18 protein-coding genes and 1 pseudogene are annotated in these 19,023 nt (G+C 76.5%); 15 read left to right on the top strand and 4 right to left on the bottom strand.

The window, feature by feature from the left end; genetic code table 11:
• Positions 1 to 212: 212 nt before the first annotated feature.
• From ACZ7JA_RS19660 to dhaK, 3 genes are read right to left on the bottom strand one after another with little or no spacing between them, the layout of a single operon-like run.
• Positions 213 to 623 (bottom strand): PTS-dependent dihydroxyacetone kinase phosphotransferase subunit DhaM, encoded by a 411-nt coding sequence (locus ACZ7JA_RS19660; RefSeq protein WP_351660894.1) that lies wholly within the window; start codon positions 621 to 623, stop codon positions 213 to 215.
• A complete protein-coding gene (gene dhaL, locus ACZ7JA_RS19665; RefSeq protein ID WP_351660897.1) occupies positions 616 to 1,230 on the bottom strand; it encodes a dihydroxyacetone kinase subunit DhaL in 615 nt (204 codons plus the stop codon). The genes ACZ7JA_RS19660 and dhaL overlap by 8 nt, the downstream gene beginning before the upstream one ends.
• Positions 1,231 to 1,275: 45 nt before the next feature.
• A complete protein-coding gene (gene dhaK, locus ACZ7JA_RS19670; protein WP_351660900.1) occupies positions 1,276 to 2,268 on the bottom strand; it encodes a dihydroxyacetone kinase subunit DhaK in 993 nt (330 codons plus the stop codon).
• A gap of 275 nt (positions 2,269 to 2,543) precedes the next feature.
• Here dhaK and ACZ7JA_RS19675 point away from each other — a divergent pair, with 275 nt between their 5' ends.
• Entirely contained in the window at positions 2,544 to 2,909 is a 366-nt protein-coding gene (locus ACZ7JA_RS19675; protein ID WP_470809442.1) for a DUF3040 domain-containing protein, read from the top strand.
• A gap of 141 nt (positions 2,910 to 3,050) precedes the next feature.
• On the opposite strand, the gene ACZ7JA_RS19680 is transcribed toward ACZ7JA_RS19675, so the two are convergent.
• Positions 3,051 to 3,614, bottom strand: coding sequence for a hemerythrin domain-containing protein (locus tag ACZ7JA_RS19680; RefSeq protein ID WP_351660905.1), 564 nt, complete (start codon positions 3,612 to 3,614; stop codon positions 3,051 to 3,053).
• 632 nt (positions 3,615 to 4,246) lie between these two features.
• On the opposite strand from ACZ7JA_RS19680, the gene ACZ7JA_RS19685 reads away from it, so the two are divergent.
• The 14 genes and pseudogenes from ACZ7JA_RS19685 to ACZ7JA_RS19750 all read left to right on the top strand — a co-directional run bounded on the left by ACZ7JA_RS19685 (position 4,247) and on the right by ACZ7JA_RS19750 (position 18,964).
• Positions 4,247 to 5,305: an NAD-dependent epimerase/dehydratase family protein gene (locus ACZ7JA_RS19685; protein ID WP_470809445.1), complete on the top strand. Its 1,059-nt coding sequence runs from the start codon at positions 4,247 to 4,249 to the stop codon at positions 5,303 to 5,305.
• A gap of 34 nt (positions 5,306 to 5,339) precedes the next feature.
• A complete protein-coding gene (locus ACZ7JA_RS19690; RefSeq protein ID WP_351660910.1) occupies positions 5,340 to 6,974 on the top strand; it encodes a carbamoyltransferase family protein in 1,635 nt (544 codons plus the stop codon).
• A complete protein-coding gene (locus tag ACZ7JA_RS19695) occupies positions 6,971 to 7,972 on the top strand; it encodes a glycosyltransferase family 2 protein (protein ID WP_351660912.1) in 1,002 nt (333 codons plus the stop codon). The genes ACZ7JA_RS19690 and ACZ7JA_RS19695 overlap by 4 nt, the downstream gene beginning before the upstream one ends.
• Positions 7,969 to 8,541, top strand: a complete 573-nt coding sequence (locus ACZ7JA_RS19700; RefSeq protein ID WP_470809447.1) for a D-glycero-alpha-D-manno-heptose-1,7-bisphosphate 7-phosphatase — start codon at positions 7,969 to 7,971, stop codon at positions 8,539 to 8,541. The genes ACZ7JA_RS19695 and ACZ7JA_RS19700 overlap by 4 nt, the downstream gene beginning before the upstream one ends.
• Entirely contained in the window at positions 8,538 to 9,548 is a 1,011-nt protein-coding gene (locus ACZ7JA_RS19705) for a glycosyltransferase family 9 protein (RefSeq protein WP_470809449.1), read from the top strand. Before ACZ7JA_RS19700 ends, ACZ7JA_RS19705 begins: the two co-directional genes overlap by 4 nt.
• Positions 9,545 to 10,507: a glycosyltransferase gene (locus tag ACZ7JA_RS19710; protein WP_470809451.1), complete on the top strand. Its 963-nt coding sequence runs from the start codon at positions 9,545 to 9,547 to the stop codon at positions 10,505 to 10,507. The genes ACZ7JA_RS19705 and ACZ7JA_RS19710 overlap by 4 nt, the downstream gene beginning before the upstream one ends.
• Entirely contained in the window at positions 10,504 to 11,742 is a 1,239-nt protein-coding gene (locus ACZ7JA_RS19715; RefSeq protein WP_351660924.1) for a glycosyltransferase, read from the top strand. Before ACZ7JA_RS19710 ends, ACZ7JA_RS19715 begins: the two co-directional genes overlap by 4 nt.
• Before the next feature lie 13 nt (positions 11,743 to 11,755).
• A pseudogene (locus tag ACZ7JA_RS19720) lies at positions 11,756 to 12,337 on the top strand (D-sedoheptulose-7-phosphate isomerase); the annotation flags it as partial.
• A gap of 239 nt (positions 12,338 to 12,576) precedes the next feature.
• Positions 12,577 to 14,013: a PfkB family carbohydrate kinase gene (locus ACZ7JA_RS19725; RefSeq protein ID WP_470809453.1), complete on the top strand. Its 1,437-nt coding sequence runs from the start codon at positions 12,577 to 12,579 to the stop codon at positions 14,011 to 14,013.
• Positions 14,014 to 14,051: 38 nt separating this feature from the next.
• A complete protein-coding gene (locus tag ACZ7JA_RS19730) occupies positions 14,052 to 15,056 on the top strand; it encodes a glycosyltransferase family 9 protein (RefSeq protein WP_470809455.1) in 1,005 nt (334 codons plus the stop codon).
• Entirely contained in the window at positions 15,046 to 15,972 is a 927-nt protein-coding gene (locus tag ACZ7JA_RS19735) for a glycosyltransferase family 2 protein (protein ID WP_450753339.1), read from the top strand. The genes ACZ7JA_RS19730 and ACZ7JA_RS19735 overlap by 11 nt, the downstream gene beginning before the upstream one ends.
• Positions 15,969 to 16,925 carry a glycosyltransferase family 2 protein gene (locus ACZ7JA_RS19740; protein WP_470809458.1) on the top strand — a complete coding sequence of 319 codons (957 nt, stop codon included), beginning with the start codon at positions 15,969 to 15,971 and terminating at the stop codon, positions 16,923 to 16,925. Before ACZ7JA_RS19735 ends, ACZ7JA_RS19740 begins: the two co-directional genes overlap by 4 nt.
• A gap of 235 nt (positions 16,926 to 17,160) precedes the next feature.
• Positions 17,161 to 17,580 (top strand): STAS domain-containing protein, encoded by a 420-nt coding sequence (locus ACZ7JA_RS19745; protein ID WP_389297304.1) that lies wholly within the window; start codon positions 17,161 to 17,163, stop codon positions 17,578 to 17,580.
• A 133-nt stretch (positions 17,581 to 17,713) separates the two neighbouring features.
• Positions 17,714 to 18,964, top strand: coding sequence for an ANTAR domain-containing protein (locus ACZ7JA_RS19750; protein WP_351660945.1), 1,251 nt, complete (start codon positions 17,714 to 17,716; stop codon positions 18,962 to 18,964).
• Positions 18,965 to 19,023: the final 59 nt, after the last annotated feature.

A 19,023-nucleotide genomic window follows, 5' to 3' on the forward strand; every position in this document is an offset into this window, starting at 1 on the left:
GGCCGTGCGGCAGGGCTTGCGTCCGCCGAGCCGTGCGGCAGGGCTTGCGTCCGCCGAGCCGTGCGACAGGCCCTGCGTCCGCCGGGTCGTGCGCAGGGCCTGCGTCCGCCGGGCCGTGCGGCGGGCCCTACGTCCATCGAGCCGTGCGGCGGGCCGCCTTCGCCGGGGCGGGCCCCGGTGGTCGGCCCGCGGTCCGCCGCCGGCCCCGGAACTCACTCCTTGCGGTAGCTGTACGCCTCGGCCGCCGCGGCCTCGACCGCGTCCAGGTCGGCGCCCGTGGCCGCCGTGACCACCGCGGCGACCGCGCCCTCGACGAAGGGGGCGTCCACCAGGCGCGCGCCCTCGGGGAGTTCGTCGCCCTCGGCGAGCAGGGCCTTCACGGTGAGCACCGCGCTGCCGAGGTCCATGAGCACGGCGACACCCGCGCCCCGGTCCACGGCGGCGGCCGCGGCGCTGATCAGCTCGGCGCTGGTGCCGAGCCCGCCGCCCTCGGTGCCGCCCGCCGGGGCGACCGGCACCGCCGTTGCCCCGCCCGCCAGCCCCTTCGCCAGCTCGGCGACCGAGGCGGCGACCTCCGCGCTGTGCGACACCAGCACGATCCCCACCAGCTTCTCGTCACTCACCGCTGACCTCCTCACCGGCCGCCTCCACGAGCCCGGCGATCAGCAGGGCGGAGGACGTGGCGCCCGGGTCCTGGTGCCCGATGCTGCGCTCGCCGAGGTAACTGGCCCGGCCCTTGCGGGCCTGCAGCGGGGTGGTGGCCACTGCGCCCTCCTCGGCGGCCGTGCGCGCCGCGGCGAACCCGTCGCCGAGCGCGTCCACCGCCGGTACCAGGGCGTCGATCATGGTCTTGTCGCCGGGGACCGCCTTGCCGAGCGCCATCACCCCGTCCACGCCCGCGCGGAGCGCCTCGGCCAGCTGCTCCTCGCTCACCTCGGCGGCGTCCCCGAGCGCCTTGCCGGTCCGGCGCAGCAGGGTGCCGTAGAGCGGTCCGGACGCCCCGCCGACCGTCGAGATCAGCAGCCGCCCGGCGAGAGTCAGCACGGCCCCGGGAGTGTCCGGCGCCTCCTTCTCGAAAGCGGTCGTGACCGCCGTGAACCCGCGCTGCATGTTGCTGCCGTGGTCGGCGTCGCCGATGGCCGAGTCGAGGGCGGTGAGCCGGTCCGCCTCCCGGTCGACCGACGCGGCGGTCGCGGTCATCCAACGGCGGAAGAAATCGGCGTCGAGCACTGGATCTCCTTGCGTGGTAGGGGGTTGGCCGCTTCGTCCGCCGCGTCACATCCCCCAGCGCAGCCCGGGGGTCTTCACCGGCGCGTCCCACAGCCGCAGCAGTTCCTCGTCGACCTGGCACAGGGTGACCGAGGCGCCCGCCATGTCGAGGGAGGTGACGTAGTTGCCGACGAGGGTGCGGGCCACGGTCACACCGCGTTCGGTGAGCACCCGCTGCACCTCGGCGTTGAAGCCGTACAGCTCCAGCAGCGGAGTGGCGCCCATGCCGTTGACCAGGACCAGCACGGGGTTGTGCGGGGGCATGTCCTCCAGGATGGCGTGCACCGCGAAGTCGGCGATCTCGCCTGAGGTCATCATCGCCCGCCGCTCCCGGCCCGGCTCGCCGTGGATGCCGATGCCCAACTCCAGCTCGCCGTCCGGAAGATCGAAGGTGGGGCTGCCCTTCGACGGCGTCGTACAGGCACTGAGCGCCACTCCGAAGCTGCGGGCGTTCTCGTTCACCTGGCGCCCGATGGCCTCCACCCGCTCCAGGGGCTGCCCCTCGGCCGCGGCCGCGCCGGCGATCTTCTCCACGAACAGCGTGGCGCCGGTGCCGCGCCGCCCGGCCGTGTACAGGCTGTCGGTCACCGCCACGTCATCGTTGACCAGGACCTTGGCGACCTGGATGCCCTCGTCCTCGGCGAGTTCCGCGGCCATGTCGAAGTTGAGCACGTCACCGGTGTAGTTCTTCACGATGAACAGCACGCCGGCCCCGCTGTCGACGGCCGCCGCGGCCCGCGCCATCTGGTCCGGCACCGGCGAGGTGAACACCTCTCCGGGGCAGGCCGCCGAGAGCATGCCCGGACCGACGAAACCACCGTGCAGCGGCTCGTGCCCCGACCCGCCGCCCGAGACCAGCGCGACCTGACCGGCCACGGGGGCGTCCCGGCGCACGACCACCCGGTTCTCCACGTCCACGGTCAGCTCCGGATGAGCGGCCGCCATCCCGCGCAGCGCATCCGCCACGACGGTCTCGGGGACGTTGATCAGCATCCTCATGGGTGCCTCCTGGCAAGCCTGGCGGGGGGCCGGCGGCCCGGTACCCGCTGTCATATGGGCGATGTGAGAGGGCTGGAGACGTTGCTACTGGCAGTATCGGCCCTGCGGCACGGAAGGTCACGTGCGCGGCCTCGGGTGCGATGGCGCCCGTCCCGGTGGCGGAGGTACCCGCGGCGAACGGCCGCTTCGGGGCGGCCGCACGGGGAACTCGGCTCCCGCAAGAGCCCGGAAGAGGGGGGGCGGGCCGTCGGCCGGTGCGAGGAGGTGCCGTTCCCGTGGACGACTGGGAGACCCCCGAGGACGTGCTGCTCTCGTCGCGCGAGCGGCTCGCGCTGCTGCAGATGGAGGCGAACCTCCGGCAGGACCGCCGGTTCGTCCACCGGATGCGGGCCGCCGAGCGCCGAATGGGCGGGGACCGCCGGAGCACCCGCGGTGAGCGGGGCGTGTGGCTGCCGCTGTCCGTCCTGCTGCTGCTCACCGCGTCGGCCTTCGCGGCCGTCACGGGGGTGCGCACCTCCGCACCCGCACCGCTGTGGTGCTTCGCCCTGCTGTGGCCGCTCACCCTCGTCCAGTCGTTCCGGCTGCTGTGCCGCGTGACCCGCCGGGTCCGGCCCGGCCGCCTGCTCACCCGGTGGCTGTGAGCACCCGCTCCGCGGGCCTCCGCTCGGGACGCGGTGACGGGAGGGCCGTGGACACGGCAGACCCTCCGGCGCCCGCCGCCCCGTCATCAGGGGGCGGCGGGCGCCGGAGGGTCCCGACCGGGCCGGCGGGCGTGAGCCTGCTCAGCTCTCCTTGCCCCGCCCCGACATCGCGTCCCGCAGCCGGTCCACCATGCCGGCGCCGGGCGCCAGCAGCTTGTTGGCCGGGGGCTTGTCCGGGGCCATCGGGTGCGGGCGGGTCGGCGCGGTCTTCTTCGCCTTGCGCACCTTCTCGCCGAGCTCGTCCAGCGCCTCCGGCGGACAGGCCGCCTGGAGCCGCGGGAAGAGGTTCTGCTCCTCGTCGGCCACATGCGAGCGGATCTCGCTCATCAGCCGGGTCATGAGGGTGTCGAACCGGGCGTCGTCCGCGTCCAGGCCCTCCAGGTCCTTCATGATCTGCTCGGCCTGGGCGTGGTCCTCGAGCTCCTTGTCGGCCAGCGCGTCCCCGCCCTCGATGTGCTTGCGCACCGCCGGGTAGAGATAGGCCTCCTCGGCCACCGAGTGACGGACCAGTTCGATGGTGGCCTGGTCGGCCAGCTTCTTGCGTTCCCCGGAGCCGGGAGGCATCGCCTCGATGCGGCCGAAGATCTCCTCGACCTCCCGGTGATCGGTCGTCAGTTCCTGGATGACGTTTCCGCCGTGACCCATGTCGTTGCCTCCTCGGATGCGCGCGGGAGCCGTGCGCGGCCCGCCGCTCGTCGCCGCGCCGAGTGCCCCGTCCCCGCCCGGCCACACGGCCGGGCCCCCGCCGCTCAGTCCATCGAGTGGCGCTGCGCCGCCGTTCGGCCCGTTCCGGGGAGCGCCCGCCCCGCCCGCGGTCCACGATCCGCGCGGACGGCGCACCCGCCTCGGTCACCGCCGGTGGCCCGGCGGCTCCACCCGGCCCTCGCCCGTGCGCCGTCCGTCACCGGAGCGACGGCGGTCACCGGGCCGGCGCACAGGGCACCGCGGGGGGCCGGAAGCCCAGGTCGTCCCGAGGCGTTCCCGGGCCGGCCGATCATCCGGAGTCGCGAGTACCCGGCATTCCGGACATGATGGATTTAAGGTGTGAAGCCAACTGGCAGGGGAACACCACTGCCAGTGCCGTCCAGAAAGCGGCGGCCGACGAGGGCGGTCCTCCGGATCAGCGGGGACCGGGCCCCTTTCCGTCTTCCATCACAGTCCCGCTCGATGAGCCGGCGACGAGGCCGGCCGGGCCGTGACACGCGCCGAGCGCCCGCGGTACGCGGGGTTCCGGGCGCCCCGGCGACGCGGGTGACGTGGACTAAGGACGAGCCTCCATGACTGGTGAGACCTTCCCGGTGCCCTGGCGCCGTGCCGTCGTGACCGGCGGTGCCGGCTTCCTCGGTTCCCATCTGTGCGAACGCCTGCTGGATTCGGGTGCCGAAGTCGACTGCGCCGACAACCTCGTCTGCGGCCGGCGGGAGAACGTCGCCCACCTCGAAGACCGGCCCGGGTTCCGCTACGTGCCCTGCGACGTCAGCGCGCCCGACTGCCCCGAGCGGCTGGCCGGACCGTACGACCTGGTCCTGCACTTCGCCTGCCCGGCGTCGCCCGCCGACTACCTCCGGCTGCCGCTGGAGACCCTGGACGCGGGCAGCCTCGGCACCCGCAACGCCCTGACGATCGCCGGACGCGACGGCGCGCGCTTCCTGCTCGCCTCCACCTCCGAGGTGTACGGCGACCCCTTGGTGCACCCCCAGCACGAGGGATACTGGGGCAACGTCAACCCGGTCGGCCCGCGCAGCGTGTACGACGAGTCCAAGCGGTTCGCCGAGGCGCTCGTCACCGCGCACGCCGGCGCCCGCGGCACCGACGCCGGGATCGTCCGGCTGTTCAACACCTACGGGCCCCGTATGCGCGCCCACGACGGACGCGCCGTGCCCACCTTCATCAGCCAGGCCCTGGCCGGCGAACCCCTCACCGTGACCGGCGACGGCAGCCAGACCCGCTCGCTGTGCTACGTCGACGACACCGTCGACGGGGTGCTGCGGGTGGCGGCCAGCCGGTCGGTGCGGCCCGTCAACATCGGCGGCGCCGACGAGATCACCATGGCCGACCTCGCCCGCCGCGTGGTCGCCCTGACCGGCTCCCGCTCGCCGATCGCGTTCGTCGACCGGCCCGTGGACGACCCCGGCCGGCGCCGCCCCGACACCGCGCTCGCCCGCGAACTGCTCGGCTGGTCCCCGCAGGTGCCCTGGGAGGAGGGCCTGAAGCAGACGATCGCCTACTTCACCGCCCTGTCCCCAAAGGAGCGGACCCTGCCTCCGCGGGAGCCCGCCGGGGCCCCGGACGAGCGGACACCGCCCACGGACGAGGAGCCGGCCGCACAGACCTGACCACCCGCCCCCGCCCGCCGCCCAGGAGACAGCGATGCACGTCCTCGGTATCAACGCACTCTTCCACGACCCTGCCGCCGCCCTGGTGACGGACGGCAAGGTCGTGGCGGCGGCGGAGGAGGAACGGTTCTCCCGTCGCAAGCACGGCAAGCGGCCCCTGCCCTTCTCCGCCTGGGAACTGCCCGGGCTCTCCGCCCGCTGGTGCCTGGAGCAGGCCGGCCTGAGCCCGTCCGACCTGGACGCCGTCGCCTACTCCTACGACCCCGCGCTGGCCCGCCCCGCCGAGCGGATGGGCCTGCACGACCCCTGGGACCACCTCCGCCAGGAGTACGCCCGCCAGGCCCCGAGCTTCCTCGCCGAGGCGCTGCCCGGACTGGACCCGGCCAAGGTCCGCTTCGTCGCGCACCACGTCGCGCACGCGGCCTCCGCCGGACCCGTCTCGCCCTACCCGGACTGCGCCGTCCTCGTCCTGGACGGCCGCGGCGAGTGCGGCTCCCACCTGGCCGGCCGGTACACCAACCGCGAGCTGACCGTCCTCGGCGCCCAGGAGCTGCCCGACTCCCTCGGCCTGTTCTACGAGGACCTCACCCAGCACCTCGGATTCCTGCGCAGCAGCGACGAGTTCAAGGTGATGGCGCTGGCCTCGCACGGCACCCCGCGCTTCGCCGACCGGCTGCGCGAGTACGTCGGGGCCGACGACCGCGGCGGCTTCCGGGCCCGCCCGGTGCCCTGGGCCGACATCGTCCCGCCGCGCGAGGCGGGCGGGGCCTGGAGCCAGGACCACGCCGACCTCGCGGCCAGCGCCCAGAAGTGCCTGGAGGAGACGATGCTGGCCCTCGCCCGGTGGCTGCGCGAGCGCACCGGCGAGGACGCCCTCACCATGGCCGGCGGCGTCGCCCTGAACTGCGTCGCCAACACCCGGATCTGGCGGGAGAGCGGCTTCAGGCACGTGTGGGTGCAGCCCGCCGCCGGGGACGCCGGCACCGCCCTCGGCGCGGCCGCCCACGTGGCCGGCCAGAAGGACACCCTGGAGCCGATGCCGACCGCCGCCCTCGGCCGCGGCTGGAGCGACGCCGAGCTGCGCGACTGGCTCGAACGCGCGGCGGTGCCCTACGAGGAGCCCGCCGACATCGCCGAGACCGCCGCCGAGGCCCTGGCCGCCGACGGGATCGTGGCCTGGTTCCAGGGCCGCGCCGAGTACGGGCCCCGCGCCCTCGGCCACCGCTCCCTGCTCGCCCACCCCGGGCACGCCGCCAACCTGGAACGGCTCAACGCCGTCAAGGGTCGCGAGGAGTTCCGGCCGGTCGCGCCCATGGTCCTCGCCGAACGCGCCGCTGAACTCTTCGACGGGCCGCTGCCCAGCCCGCACATGCTCTTCGTGCACGACGTCGCGGCCGGCTGGAAGGACCGCATCCCGGCCGTGGTGCACGTCGACGGCACCGCCCGCATCCAGACCGTGGACCGCGCGCAGGAGCCGCTCGTCGCCCGGGTGATCGACGGCTTCGAGCGGCGCACCGGACTGCCCGTCGTGGTCAACACCAGCCTGAACACCGCGGGGCGGCCCATGGTGGACGACCCCCGGGACGCCCTGGAGTGCTTCGGCTCCGCCCCCGTGGACCTGCTGGTCCTCGGCCCGTTCGCCGTCCGCCGCGGAAAGGCCTTCGCATGAGCGCCGCTCCCGCCTACACCGTCGTCGTCCCGACGATCGGCCGCCCCTGTCTCGCCGAGTGCCTGCGCGCGCTGGCCGCGGCCGCGGGACACCCCCCGCACGAGGTGATCGTCGTCGACGACCGGCCCGCCACCGACCCCGACACCGGACTGCCCCTGGAGTCCGCCGGACAGCTGCTCGACCGGGTGCGTGCCCTGCACACCGGCGGCAAGGGCCCGGCCGCGGCCCGCAACGCCGGCTGGCGGACCGTCCGCACGCCCTGGACCGTCTTCCTCGACGACGACGTCCAGGTGCTGCCGGACTGGTCCCGGCGGCTCGCCGAGGATCTCCGGGCGGCCGGCGACCACGTCGGCGGCATCCAGGGGCGGCTGCGGGTCCCCCTGCCCCTGGACCGCCGCCCCACCGACTGGGAGCGCACCACCAAGGGCCTGGAGAACGCGGCCTGGGCGACCGCCGACATGGCGTACCGGACCGCCGCGCTCACCCAGGTCGGCGGCTTCGACGAGCGCTTCCCGCGGGCCTTCCGGGAGGACGCCGACCTCGCCCTGCGCATGGAGCGGGCCGGCTGGACCCTGCACCGCGGCACCCGCCTCACCCGGCACCCGGTCCGCCCGTCCCAGTGGTGGGCCTCGCTGCCCGCGCAGCGCGGCAACGCCGACGACGCCCTGATGAGCCGGCTGCACGGACGCGACTGGTGGGCTCGCGCCCAGGCCCCGAGGGGGCGGCTGCCCGGGCACGTCGCCGTGACCGGCGCCGCGCTCGCCTCCGCCGTCTGCGCGCTCACCGGCCGCCGCCGCGCCGCCGCCGTCTGCGCGGCGCTGTGGACGCTGGGCACGGCCGAGTTCGCCCTCGCCCGGATCCGGCCCGGCCCCCGCACCGCCCGCGAGGTCGCCGGGATGCTGGGCACCAGCGTGCTCATACCCCCGCTCGCGGTACGGCACTGGCTGCGCGGGGCCGTCCGCCACCGGGGCGCCGTACCCCTGGGAGGCGCCGCGTGAGCAAGGCCCCGCCGCCCGTCCGCGCCGTGCTGTTCGACCGCGACGGCACCCTGCTCGCGGACGTCCCCTACAACGGCGACCCCGACCGCGTCCGCCCGCTGCCCGGCGCCGCCGAGGCCGTGGCGCTCGCCCGCCGCGCCGGACTCGCCACCGCCGTGGTCAGCAACCAGTCGGGCATCGGCCGCGGCCTGCTGACCGCCGGCCAGGTCCACGCCGTCAACGAGCGGGCGGACGAACTCCTCGGCGGCCTCGGCGTCTGGGTCTTCTGCCCGCACGCCCCCGAAGCCGGCTGCGGCTGCCGCAAGCCCCGCCCGGGCCTCGTCCTCACCGCCGCCGCCCGCCTGGGCGTCCGCCCCGACCGGTGCCTGGTGATCGGCGACATCGCCGCCGACCTGCTCGCCGCCCGGGCCGCGGGCGCCCGGGGCGTCCTCGTCCCCAACGCGGCCACCGCGCCCGCCGAGGTGCGGCGCTTCGCCGCCCAGTGCGCCCCCGACGTCCTCACCGCGGTGCGCACGGCACTGGGCGCCCCGGAGCGCGGACTCCCGCGCGACGGGAGGCGGTCACCGTGAAAGCGCTCGTCGTCCGGCTCGACGCCTTCGGTGACGTACTGCTCGCCGGCCCCGCCGTCCGCGCCGTCGCCGCGCACAGCTCGCACGTCGCCGTGCTGTGCGGACCGCGCGGCGCCGAGGCCGCCCGGCTGCTGCCCGGCGTCGACGAGGTGCTGGTGTGGGAGGCGCCCTGGGAGGGCTTCGACCCGCCCCCGGTCGACGCCGCCGACGTCCACGCGCTCGCCGGGCGGCTGCGCGCGGCCGCCTTCGACTCCGCCCTCGTCCTCACCTCATTCCACCAGAGCCCCCTGCCGACCGCGCTCGTGCTGCGCCTCGCCGGGATCGGCCGCATCGGCGCCGACAGCACCGACCACCCGGGCCGGCTGCTGGACGTCCGCCACCGCAGGCGGCCGGGCCGGCACGAGGTCGAGGCGGCCCTGGACACCGCCGCCGCGATGGGCTTCACCCTCCCGCCCGGCGACGACGGCCGCCCGCGGGTCCTGCCGCCGCCCGACACCGACGCCCTGACCGGCCACGGCCCCTACGTGGTGCTGCACCCCGGCGCCACCGCGCCCGCCCGTGCCTGGAGCCCCCGCCGGTGCGAGGAGGCGGTCGCGCTGCTGGCCGACGCGGGGCACCGCGTGGTCGTCACCGGCGGGCCGGACGAGACGGCGCTCACCCGCCGGGTGAGCGGGGACGTGGCCGTGGACCTCGGCGGCCGCACCACCGCGCCCACCCTCGCCGGCGTGCTCCGCACGGCCGACGCCGTGGTCAGCGCCAACACCGGCCCGGCCCACCTGGCCGCGGCGGTCGGCACCCCCGTCGTCTCGCTGTTCGCGCCCGTGGTCCCGGCCGGCCGCTGGGCGCCGTACGGCGTCCCCGTCATCCTTCTCGGCGACCAGTCGGCGCCGTGCGCGGACACCAGGGCCCTCGTCTGCCCGGTGCCCGGCCACCCCTGCCTGGACGAGGTCACCGGACAGGACGTGGTGCGCGCGGTGCACAAGCTCATCCAGGAGCGGCAGTCATGAACATCCTCGTCTGGCACGTGCACGGATCCTGGCTCACGGCCTTCGTGCGGGGCCCGCACACCTGTCTGCTCCCGGTCACCGAGGACCGCGGACCCGACGGCCTGGGCCGCGCGGTGACCTGGGACTGGCCCGCGACCGTGCTCGAACGCACCCCCGCGCAACTGCGCCACGACGACATCGACCTGATGGTGCTGCAGCGCCCGCACGAGATCGACCTCGCCCGGCGCTGGACCGGTCGCCGGCCCGGTGTGGACGTGCCCGCCGTGTACGTCGAACACAACAGCCCCGACGCCTCCCCGGAGCGGCAGCTCCACCCCCTCGCCGGGCAGACGGAGATCCCCGTCGTCCACGTCACCCACTTCAACCGGCTGATGTGGGACAACGGCAGAGCCCCGGCCGAGGTCGTGGAGCACGGCATCGTCGACCCCGGCCGGCGCTGGACCGGCGAGGAGCTCCGCGCCGCGGTCGTGGTCAACGAGCCGGTGCGCAGGGGCCGTACCACCGGAACCGACCTGCTGCCCCGCTTCGCCCGCGCGGCGCCCCTGGACGTCTTCGGGATGCGCACGGACGGACTCGCCGCACACCTCGGCCTGCCCGCCGAACGCTGCCGCACCCGGGACCTGCCCCAGCACGAACTGCACCGCGAGATGGCCCGCTGCCGGCTGTACCTGCACCCGGTGCGCTGGACCTCGCTCGGCCTGTCCCTGCTGGAGGCCATGTTCCTGGGCATGCCGGTGGTCGCCCTCGACACCACCGAGGTCCGCGAGGCGGTCCCCGCCGGCGCCGGGGTGGTCTCCAACCGGCTCGACGTCCTCGAGGACGCCGTACGGACGTTCCTCGCCGAACCGGAGCACGCCCGCCTGACGGGGCAGGCGGCCCGCGCCGCGGCCCTGGCCCGCTACGGAGAACGGCGCTTCCTCGACGACTGGGAGCGCCTGATCAAGGAGGTCACCCGATGAGCCGCATACTGCCCCCCGCCGGGCGCGTCGCCATGGTCTCCGAGCACGCCAGCCCGTTGGCCGCGCTCGGCGGACCGGACGCGGGCGGCCAGAACGTGTACGTGGCCCAGCTGGCCCGGCAACTGGCCCGCAGGGGATACCGGGTCACGGTGTACACCCGGCGGGACTCCACCGGCCTGCCGGACCGGATGACCCTCATCGACGGCGTCCAGGTGGTGCACGTGCCCGCCGGGCCGCCCGCACCCGTGCCGAAGGACGAACTGCTGCCCCACATGGCCGCGTTCGGCGCCTTCCTGGCCCGGCAGTGGGCCGCGGACCCGCCCGACGTCGTGCACGCCCACTTCTGGATGTCGGGACTCGCCGCCCTGACCGGAACCCGGGGCCTGGACGTCCCCGTCGTGCAGACCTACCACGCCCTCGGCACCGTCAAGAAGCGCTACCAGGGCGCCGACGACACCAGCCCGCCCGAGCGCCTCGCGATCGAGGAGGCCGTCGGCCACGAGTGCGCGCGGATCATCGCCACCTGCTCCGACGAGGTGGCCGAACTGAGGGCCATGGGCCTGCCGGAGGACCGCGTCGCGGTCGTGCCCTGCGGCGTGGACCCCGACCAGTTCACGCCGTCCGACCGCGCCCGGACCCTGCCCGGCGGCCGCAGGCGGCTGCTCGCCGTCGGCCGGCTGGTGCCCCGCAAGGGCTTCGACCGCGCCATCCGCGCCCTGGCCCGGATACCCGACGCCGAACTCCTCGTCGCAGGCGGCCCCGAGGCGGACCTGCTGGGCGCCGAACCGGAGGCCAGGAGACTGCAGGCGATCGCCGGCGAGTACGGCGTCACCGACCGGGTGACCCTGCTCGGCGGGGTCGGCCGGACCCGGATGCCGCGCCTGATGGCCGGCGCCGACCTCGTGCTCTCCCTGCCCCGCTACGAGCCCTTCGGGATCGTCCCGCTGGAGGCCATGGCCTGCGCCACCCCGGTCGTCGCCACCGCGGTGGGCGGCCAGCTCGACACGGTCGTGGACGGCGTCACCGGCGTCCACGTCCCGGCGGACGACGACCACCACCACCTCGGCGACGTCGTCCGCGAACTGCTCGACGACCCGGACCGGCTCGCCCGCCACGGCGCCGCCGGCCGCGAACGGGTGCTGGCCCACTACACCTGGGACCGCGTGGCCGACGGCGTGGCCGGGGTGTACCGCGCCGTGTCCTCGATGCCCTCGCTCTCCGAAGTGGCCCGGTGAAGGGAGCCGACCGATGAAGACCGCCAGCGTCACCGACACCGCGCACTGCGACGACCTGATGAAGGCCCTGGAGGCGTTCCGCGACCAGGGCCCCCTCATCGAACGCTGGGGCGCCGAACTCGCCCGCCGGCTGGGCTCGGGAGCCCGGCTGCTCGTCGCGGGCAACGGCGGCAGCGCCGCCCAGGCGCAACACCTCACCGCCGAACTCGTGGGCCGCTACCGGGACGACCGGGCGCCGTTCTCCGCGCTGGCCCTGCACGCCGACACCTCCTCCACCACCGCGATCGCCAACGACTACGGCGTCCAGGAGGTGTTCGCCCGCCAGACCGCCGCGCACGGCCGCCGGGGCGACGTGCTGATGCTGCTGTCCACCAGCGGCGCCAGCGCCAACCTGCTGGCCGCGGCCGACCGCGCGCACCGGCTCGGCATGACCGTCTGGGCGCTGACCGGCCGGCCCCCGAACCCGCTGCACCTGGCCGCCGACGACGCGCTGTGCGTGGACGCGCCGGTGGCCGCCACCGTGCAGGAACTGCACCTGGTCGCGGTGCACATGCTCTGCGAGTCGTTCGACCGCGCCGTCGAGCGGGGCGCCGCGGACGCGGACGCGGCGGACGCAGGCGCAGGGGACGGCCGGGGTGACGGCCGGCCCGGCGCGCGAAGCCGGACGGACGGCCGGGTGGACGGATCGGGCGGCGGCCGTACGGACGGATCGGACCGCGGCCGGGTGGACGGCGCCCGCACGGACGGCCGGGGCGGCGCCGCGGGCCGGACGGCCGGCCGGTCGGCGGGCCCGCGCACCGCGAACGCCCGGGCGCGCCGCGCGGAAGGAGACGCATGAACACCCCCCGTACCCCGCTGGTCGTCGTCGGGGACGCGCTGCTCGACCACGACCTGTGCGGTCGGGCCGAGCGGCTGGCCCCCGACGCGCCCGTGCCGGTGGTACACGGCACCCGGCGCAGCTCCCGCCCGGGCGGCGCGGCCCTCGCGGCCTGCCTGGCCGCCTCCGACGCCCGCCCGGTCACCCTGGTCACCGCCCTCGGCGACGACGGGACCAGCGGCATCCTGCGCGAGCTGCTGGCCGGCCGCGTGGACCTGGTCGAGGTGCCGCTGGACGGCGAACTCTGCAGCAAGACCCGTGTCCTCGCCGGAGACCGCCCGCTGCTCCGCCTCGACGACGGCGAGGGACGCGCCCGCGAGGCGAGCCGGGCCGCCCTGGCCGCGGTCCGCGCGGCGGACGCCGTCCTGGTCGCCGACTACGGCCGGGGCACCGCCGACGTCCTGCGGGACGCGCTGACCGGCGCCGCCGCCCGGGCGCCCGTGGTGTGGGACCCGCATGTGCGGGGCGGCCCGCCGGTCCCCGGGGTACGGCTGGCCACCCCCTCCGCGCAGGAGGCCCGCCTCCTCGCCCGGCGGACGGCCGAGGACACCGGCGCCCCGCCCGGCGACGGAGCAGTACTGCGCACGGCCGCCCAGGACGCCGACGCCCTCGCCCGGGCCTGGCGCGCGCACGCCGTGGTGGTCACCCTGGGCGAACGCGGCGCGCTGCTGTCGCAGGGCGAGACCCCGCTGCTGGTGCCGGCTCCGGCCACCGCGGCGGGCGACCCCTGCGGTGCCGGGGACCGGTTCGCCGCTGCCGCCGCCGGACTGCTCGCCGACGGCGCCTTCACCGAGGCGGCCGTCCAGGCCGCCGTGCACGCCGCCACCCGCTACGTCGCCGAGGGCGGCGCCCGCGCGGTCGCCGTGCCCGAGGAGCAGGACACGGCGCCGGAGCGGCCGGCCGGCGAGGACTCCGCGGCCGCCGCCCGGCGCACCGCGGCACGGGTACGCGCCGCGGGCGGCACCGTGGTCGCCGCGGGCGGCTGCTTCGACCTGCTGCACGCCGGGCACGTCGCCCTGCTGCAGGCCGCGCGCCGGGCCGGCGACTGCCTGATCGTCTGCGTCAACTCCGACGACTCGGTGCGCCGGCGCAAGGGCGGCGGCCGGCCCCTGGTCCCGGCGGCCGACCGGGTGCGCGTGCTGAGCGCGCTGGAGTGCGTCGACGCGGTCGCCGTCTTCGACGAGGACACACCCGAACGCCTCCTCGGCGAGCTGCGCCCCCACATCTGGGCCAAGGGCGGCGACTACGCCCGCACCCGGCTGCCCGAGCAGTCGCTCGTGGAGAGCTGGGGCGGCCAGGTCCTGCTGCTGCCCTACCTCGACGGCCGCTCCACCACCGGCCTCGCCCGCCGCGCCGCGCTGGCGCCCGCCCGCACCGGAGGACCCGTCCAGTGACCCGCTCCCCACGCCCGCCGTCCGGGGGAGCCGGTCCGGTGACGCCCCGCCCGCGCCCCCCGACCGTGCTGGTGCTGCGCGCCCTGGGACTGGGCGACCTGCTCGCCGGGGTGCCCGCGCTGCGCGCGGTCCGGCGGGGCTTCCCGGGACACCGGGTGGTCCTCGCCCTGCCGCCCGGACTGACCGGCGTCGCCCTGTCCACCGGGGCGGTCGACGAGGTGTTCCCGGCCGAAGCGCCGGGCCGGGCCGTGCCCTCCCTCGCACACTGGCCGGGACCGCCGCCGGACGTCGCGGTCGACCTGCACGGCAACGGCCCCGAGAGCCGCGACGCGCTGGCCGCCCTGCGTCCGCGCCGGCTGCTCGCCCACGCCCTGCCGGACGGGCCGCCCTGGCAGCCGCACGTCCACGAGCGGGAGCGCTGGTGCGCCTTCCTGCGCGCCCACGGCATCCCGGCCGACCCCCTCGACCTGCGCCTGCCGGCGCCGTCCACGCCGTCCCCGGCGCCCGGCGCGGTCGTGGTGCACCCGGGGGCCGCCTCGGGCTCGCGCCGCTGGCCGGAGGAACGGTTCGCCGCCGTCGTACGGTGCCTGCGCGCGGCCGGACACCGCGTGGTGCTGACCGGCGGCCCGGGGGAGGACGCCCTGGTGCGGTCCGTCGCCGAACGCGGCGGCCGGCCGGCGTCCGACGTGTTCAGCGGCGGCCTGTCCCTGGACCGGCTCTCGGCGCTGGTGGCCGGGGCGTCACTGGTGCTCAGCGGCGACACCGGCATCGCCCATCTGGCGGTGGCCCACGGCACCCCGTCGGTCACCCTGTTCGGGCCGGTCTCCCCGCGGCTGTGGGGCCCGCCGCCCGGCCACCGCCACCTGGCCCTGTGGAAGCCGGGCCCGCCCGGGGACCCGCACGGCCGCAACCCGGACGCCCGGCTGCTGCGCCTGCACACCGGCGAGGTCGCCGCCGCCTGCCTGATACAGCTCCGGGGCCGCAGGCCGGGCGCCGGAGCACCGGGAGCAGCAGGACGGGCGGTGGCGACGCGTGTCCACTGACCGGGCCCCCGGACCCACCCGCCGCGCCACCGCCGGACCGGACCCCCGGATCACGGTCGCCGTCATCACCCGCGACCGGTCCGGCAGCCTGCTGCGCACCCTCGACGCCCTGGCCGCACTGCCCGAACGGCCGCCCGTGATCGTCGTCGACAACTCCCGCCACGACACCACCCGCAGGGCGGTGCGCGGCCACCCGGCGGTCTCCCGGCTGCTGCGCCCGGCCACCAACACCGGCGCCCTCGGCCGCAACCTGGCCGTCCGGCACGCCCGCACCCCGTACGTCGCCTTCAGCGACGACGACTCCTGGTGGGCCCCGGGCTCCCTGCGCCACGCGGCCGACCTGCTCGACCGGCACCCACGGCTCGGTCTGCTCGCGGCCCGCACCCTGGTCGGCGAGCGGGGCGCCGAGGACCCGCTGAACGCCGTCCTCGCCGCCTCGCCCCTGCCCCGCGAACCGGACCTGCCCGGCCGCCCGGTGCTCGGCTTCCTCGGCTGCGCCTGCGTCGTGCGCCGGGACGCCTTCCTGGGCGCGGGCGGCTACCACCCGCTGCTCTTCTTCGGCGGGGAGGAGACCCTGCTCGCCTACGACCTCGCGGCCGGCGGCTGGGCCCTCGCCTACGAGCCCTCCCTGTGCGTCCTCCACCACCCCGAGACCGAAGGCCGTACCGGGCGCTCCAGCCTGGTCCGGCGCAACCACGTGCTCACCACCTGCCTGCGCCGTCCCTGGCCGGTGGCCCTGCGTGCGGGCGCCGACCTCGCCCTGGCCGCCGTCGCCGCCCGGCCCGGCGCCCGCCGCGCCCTGCGCGAGACCCTCGTACGGCTGCCCGCCGCCGTCGCCCGGCGCCGGCCGCTGCCACCGGAGGTCGAACGCGCGGCGCGCCTGCTCGACCGGCAGACCACCGGCGGCGCCCGATGACCCGGCCACCCAGCGGGGGAGCCTCGGACGGCCGTACGACCGTCGTTGCCGGGGGAGCCCCGGACTGCCGTACGACCGTGGTGCTGATCACCCACGACCGCCGCGACGAACTCCTGCGCACCCTCACCCGGCTACGCCGGCTCCCCGAGCGGCCCCGGCTGATCGTCACCGACAACGCCTCGTCGGACGGCACCACCGAAGCCGTCGCCCGGCACTTCCCGGAGGCGACCCTGCTGTGCCCCGGCCGCAACCTCGGGGCCGTCGGCCGCAACCTGGCGGTCCGCCACGTCCGCACGCCCTACGTCGCCTTCTGCGACGACGACTCCTGGTGGGAGGCGGGCAGCCTGCGCCGGGCCGCCGACCTGCTCGACGCCCGGCCCCGCCTCGCGGGCGTCACCGCGCGGATCGTCGTCCAGCCCGAGGGCATCGAGGACCCCGTCGTGCGCGAGCTGCGCGAGTCGCCGTTGTCCGGCCCGGGCTGGCTGCCGGGACCCGCGCTCGGCTCGTTCCTCGCCGCCGCCACCGTGCTGCGCACGGACGCCTTCCGCGCCGGCGGCGGCTTCCACCCCGGGTTGTGGCTCGGCGGCGAGGAGGAGCTGCTCGCCTGCGACCTGCTCCGCCAGGGGTGGTGGCTCGCCTACGCCGAGGAACTCACCGTGCACCACCAGGCGTCCCGGCAGCGCGACAGCACCGCGCGCCGCGTCCTCGGCATCCGCAACACACTGTGGTTCACCTGGCTGCGCCGCCCCCTGCTGCCCGCGCTGCGCCGCACCGGGCACCTGATGCGCACGGTGCCCCGCGACGCCGCCTCCGCGCGGGCGTTCGCCCGCGCCACCGCCGGGCTGCCCTGGGTGCTGCGCCTGCGCGATCCGGTGCCGCCGGAACTGGAGCACCGGCTCGCCGCGCTGGAGCGGGCGCGCCGGACGTCGCCGGCACGGCGGTACGTGGGGTAGGCACCCGCAGCCGGGCAGCCGGGCAGCCGGGCAGCCGGGCAGCCGGGCAGCCGGGCAGCCGGGCAGGCGGGCGGGCCGGGCGGGGGATCGAGGAGCTGGGAGCCGGTGCGTCGGGCCCGGCCGCGACACGCCCGGAGACGCGTCGTTGCTTCGGGCACCCGCGGGCGGCACAGTGGTCCCCTCCCCGGTCAAGAAGCGGCTGGCCGAGCCCTCCCTCCCAGGAAGTGCCCCGCCCATGGAAAAAGGCCAGCTTCCCGCTGCCCCCCTGCTGCTCCGCGCCGTGCGGGAGAGCCGCCCCGAGTCCGGCCGGATCACCCTTCTCAAGGCCCGTGGAACGGTCGACGCGTCCAACGCCACCGAGTTCTCCGAGGCCCTCGCGGAGCATCTCCGCCAGTCCGACCGGGCCGGCGAACACCTCGTGCTGGACATGACCGAGGTGTATCTCGCCAGTGCCGTCGCGGTGCGCTCGCTGGACCGGGCCACCGGCGGGCTCGCCCTCACCGGCCGTTGCCTGCCGATCGTCCAGCCCCGGCCCCATGTGCGCGAGGCGCTGCGGCTCGCCGGTCTGCCGGGCGTCCGGGTGCACGCCACCACGGCGTCCGCACTGGAGTCCCTGCCGGCCGGCGAACCGGCGGGGCCCGGCGGACCGCACTGACGCGAATCGCCGGCCGGACCCCCGCGCGGTGCGGTTGAGGGCCGGGCACCGAGCGTGCAAGGTGGTGGTCCAAGGTCAGAAAGAGGCCTTTGCGGATATTCGAGGCTTTGTGACGTTCTGGTGTGGTGATGCCGTGAAATCCTCCTCCGCCCGCCCGGGCGCACCGGCCCCTCTCGTCATCGAGTCGTCCCTGGTGGAGGGCCTGCCCGCCGAGGGCGCCCTGCTCCTGCGCATGTCCGGCACCCTGAGTCCGGACGGGGCGGAGGCCTGGTCGGACGAGCTGCGCGGCCATCTGGAGGAAGCCGACCGCGCCGGGCTGCGGCCGGTCCTCGACATGGCGCACGTGCAACTGGGCGGCGCCGCCGTCCTGCACGCGCTGAGCGAGACCACCCGGGCCCGTGCCGGACGGCCCGATCTGATCATCATCCGGGCCCGCCCCGGCGTACGCGAGGCCGTGCACCTCGCCCGGCTCGACGGCGTGCTCCTGTACGCCACCCTCGACGAGGCGCTGCGGGAACTGGCCCGGGCCTCGGCGCCGGTGGAGGACCTGCCGGCCTGGCGCTCGCAGATGGCCGACCTGTGGCGTCCGTCGTACGAGGACCTGCACAAGGAGGTCCGGGCTCTACGGGCCCGGGTACGCACCGCTCCGGTGATCGGCATGGCGCAGGGCACGCTGATGGCCCGCTACGGCCTGCCCGACTCCGGCAGCGCCTTCCGGGTGCTGCGCGAGGCCTCCCAGCGGTTCAACGTGCCGCTGCGCGTCCTGGTCTCCGCCGTCGTGGTGGCCCGGCCCCCGGACGGCGCGGTGTGGTTCCCGGGCCGCCGGGCCCTGCCCCTGCCGCAGCTGCGCATCCTGGCCCGGGAAGGCCGGGACCCGCGCTGCCGGCGCCAGATGATCGACGCCGCGCTGCACGAGGCGCTGGCCGTCGGCCGGGCCACCGCCGGGTACGTGCAGTTCGTGGACCCGGCGGTCAACGCCCTGACGCTGGAGACCCACTACGGCTGTGACGAAAGGTTTCTGGACCACCTCGTCCGCGGCCAGGACGAGGGCATGGCCGACGCGGTCGCCCGGATCAGGGGCCGCCGGGTCGGCGTGCCCGACGTGGCCGCGGAGCCGCTGCTGTCCGACGAGGCCAGGCGCGCCCTGCTGGCCACGGACACCCGCGCGCTGCTCAGCGTGCCCGTCGTCTCCGCCGCCGGCTCCTGCACCGGCGTGATCACACTGCACTGGCCCGCGACCGGACAGTTGCCGGACGGCGCCCGGAGCGAGACCCTCGACGTGCTCGCCGCCGACACCGCCGCCTGGCTGAGCTGGTACCACCGCTCGGTGCTCCTGGACGCGCTGGAGCACATGCACCGGCTGCTGACCAGGCGCGCGCCCTGAGACGGTGCGGTGCCCGGGACCACGGGTGCGCCGCGGCGTGCGTCACCCGTGGCCCCCTG

This window comes from Streptomyces sp. NPDC038135, from assembly GCF_055601245.1.

What these genes read in the sequence shown, in the direction of transcription:
- ACZ7JA_RS19690 (WP_351660910.1), top strand. Translation starts at nt 5,340, where the DNA reads ATGCACGTCCTCGGTATCAACGCACTCTTCCACGACCCTGCCGCCGCC.
- ACZ7JA_RS19740 (WP_470809458.1), top strand. Translation starts at nt 15,969, where the DNA reads ATGACCCGGCCACCCAGCGGGGGAGCCTCGGACGGCCGTACGACCGTC.
- ACZ7JA_RS19715 (WP_351660924.1), top strand. Translation starts at nt 10,504, where the DNA reads ATGAGCCGCATACTGCCCCCCGCCGGGCGCGTCGCCATGGTCTCCGAG.
- ACZ7JA_RS19745 (WP_389297304.1), top strand. Translation starts at nt 17,161, where the DNA reads ATGGAAAAAGGCCAGCTTCCCGCTGCCCCCCTGCTGCTCCGCGCCGTG.
- ACZ7JA_RS19685 (WP_470809445.1), top strand. Translation starts at nt 4,247, where the DNA reads ATGACTGGTGAGACCTTCCCGGTGCCCTGGCGCCGTGCCGTCGTGACC.
- dhaK (WP_351660900.1), bottom strand. Translation starts at nt 2,268, where the DNA reads ATGAGGATGCTGATCAACGTCCCCGAGACCGTCGTGGCGGATGCGCTG.
- ACZ7JA_RS19695 (WP_351660912.1), top strand. Translation starts at nt 6,971, where the DNA reads ATGAGCGCCGCTCCCGCCTACACCGTCGTCGTCCCGACGATCGGCCGC.
- ACZ7JA_RS19710 (WP_470809451.1), top strand. Translation starts at nt 9,545, where the DNA reads ATGAACATCCTCGTCTGGCACGTGCACGGATCCTGGCTCACGGCCTTC.
- ACZ7JA_RS19725 (WP_470809453.1), top strand. Translation starts at nt 12,577, where the DNA reads ATGAACACCCCCCGTACCCCGCTGGTCGTCGTCGGGGACGCGCTGCTC.
- ACZ7JA_RS19680 (WP_351660905.1), bottom strand. Translation starts at nt 3,614, where the DNA reads ATGGGTCACGGCGGAAACGTCATCCAGGAACTGACGACCGATCACCGG.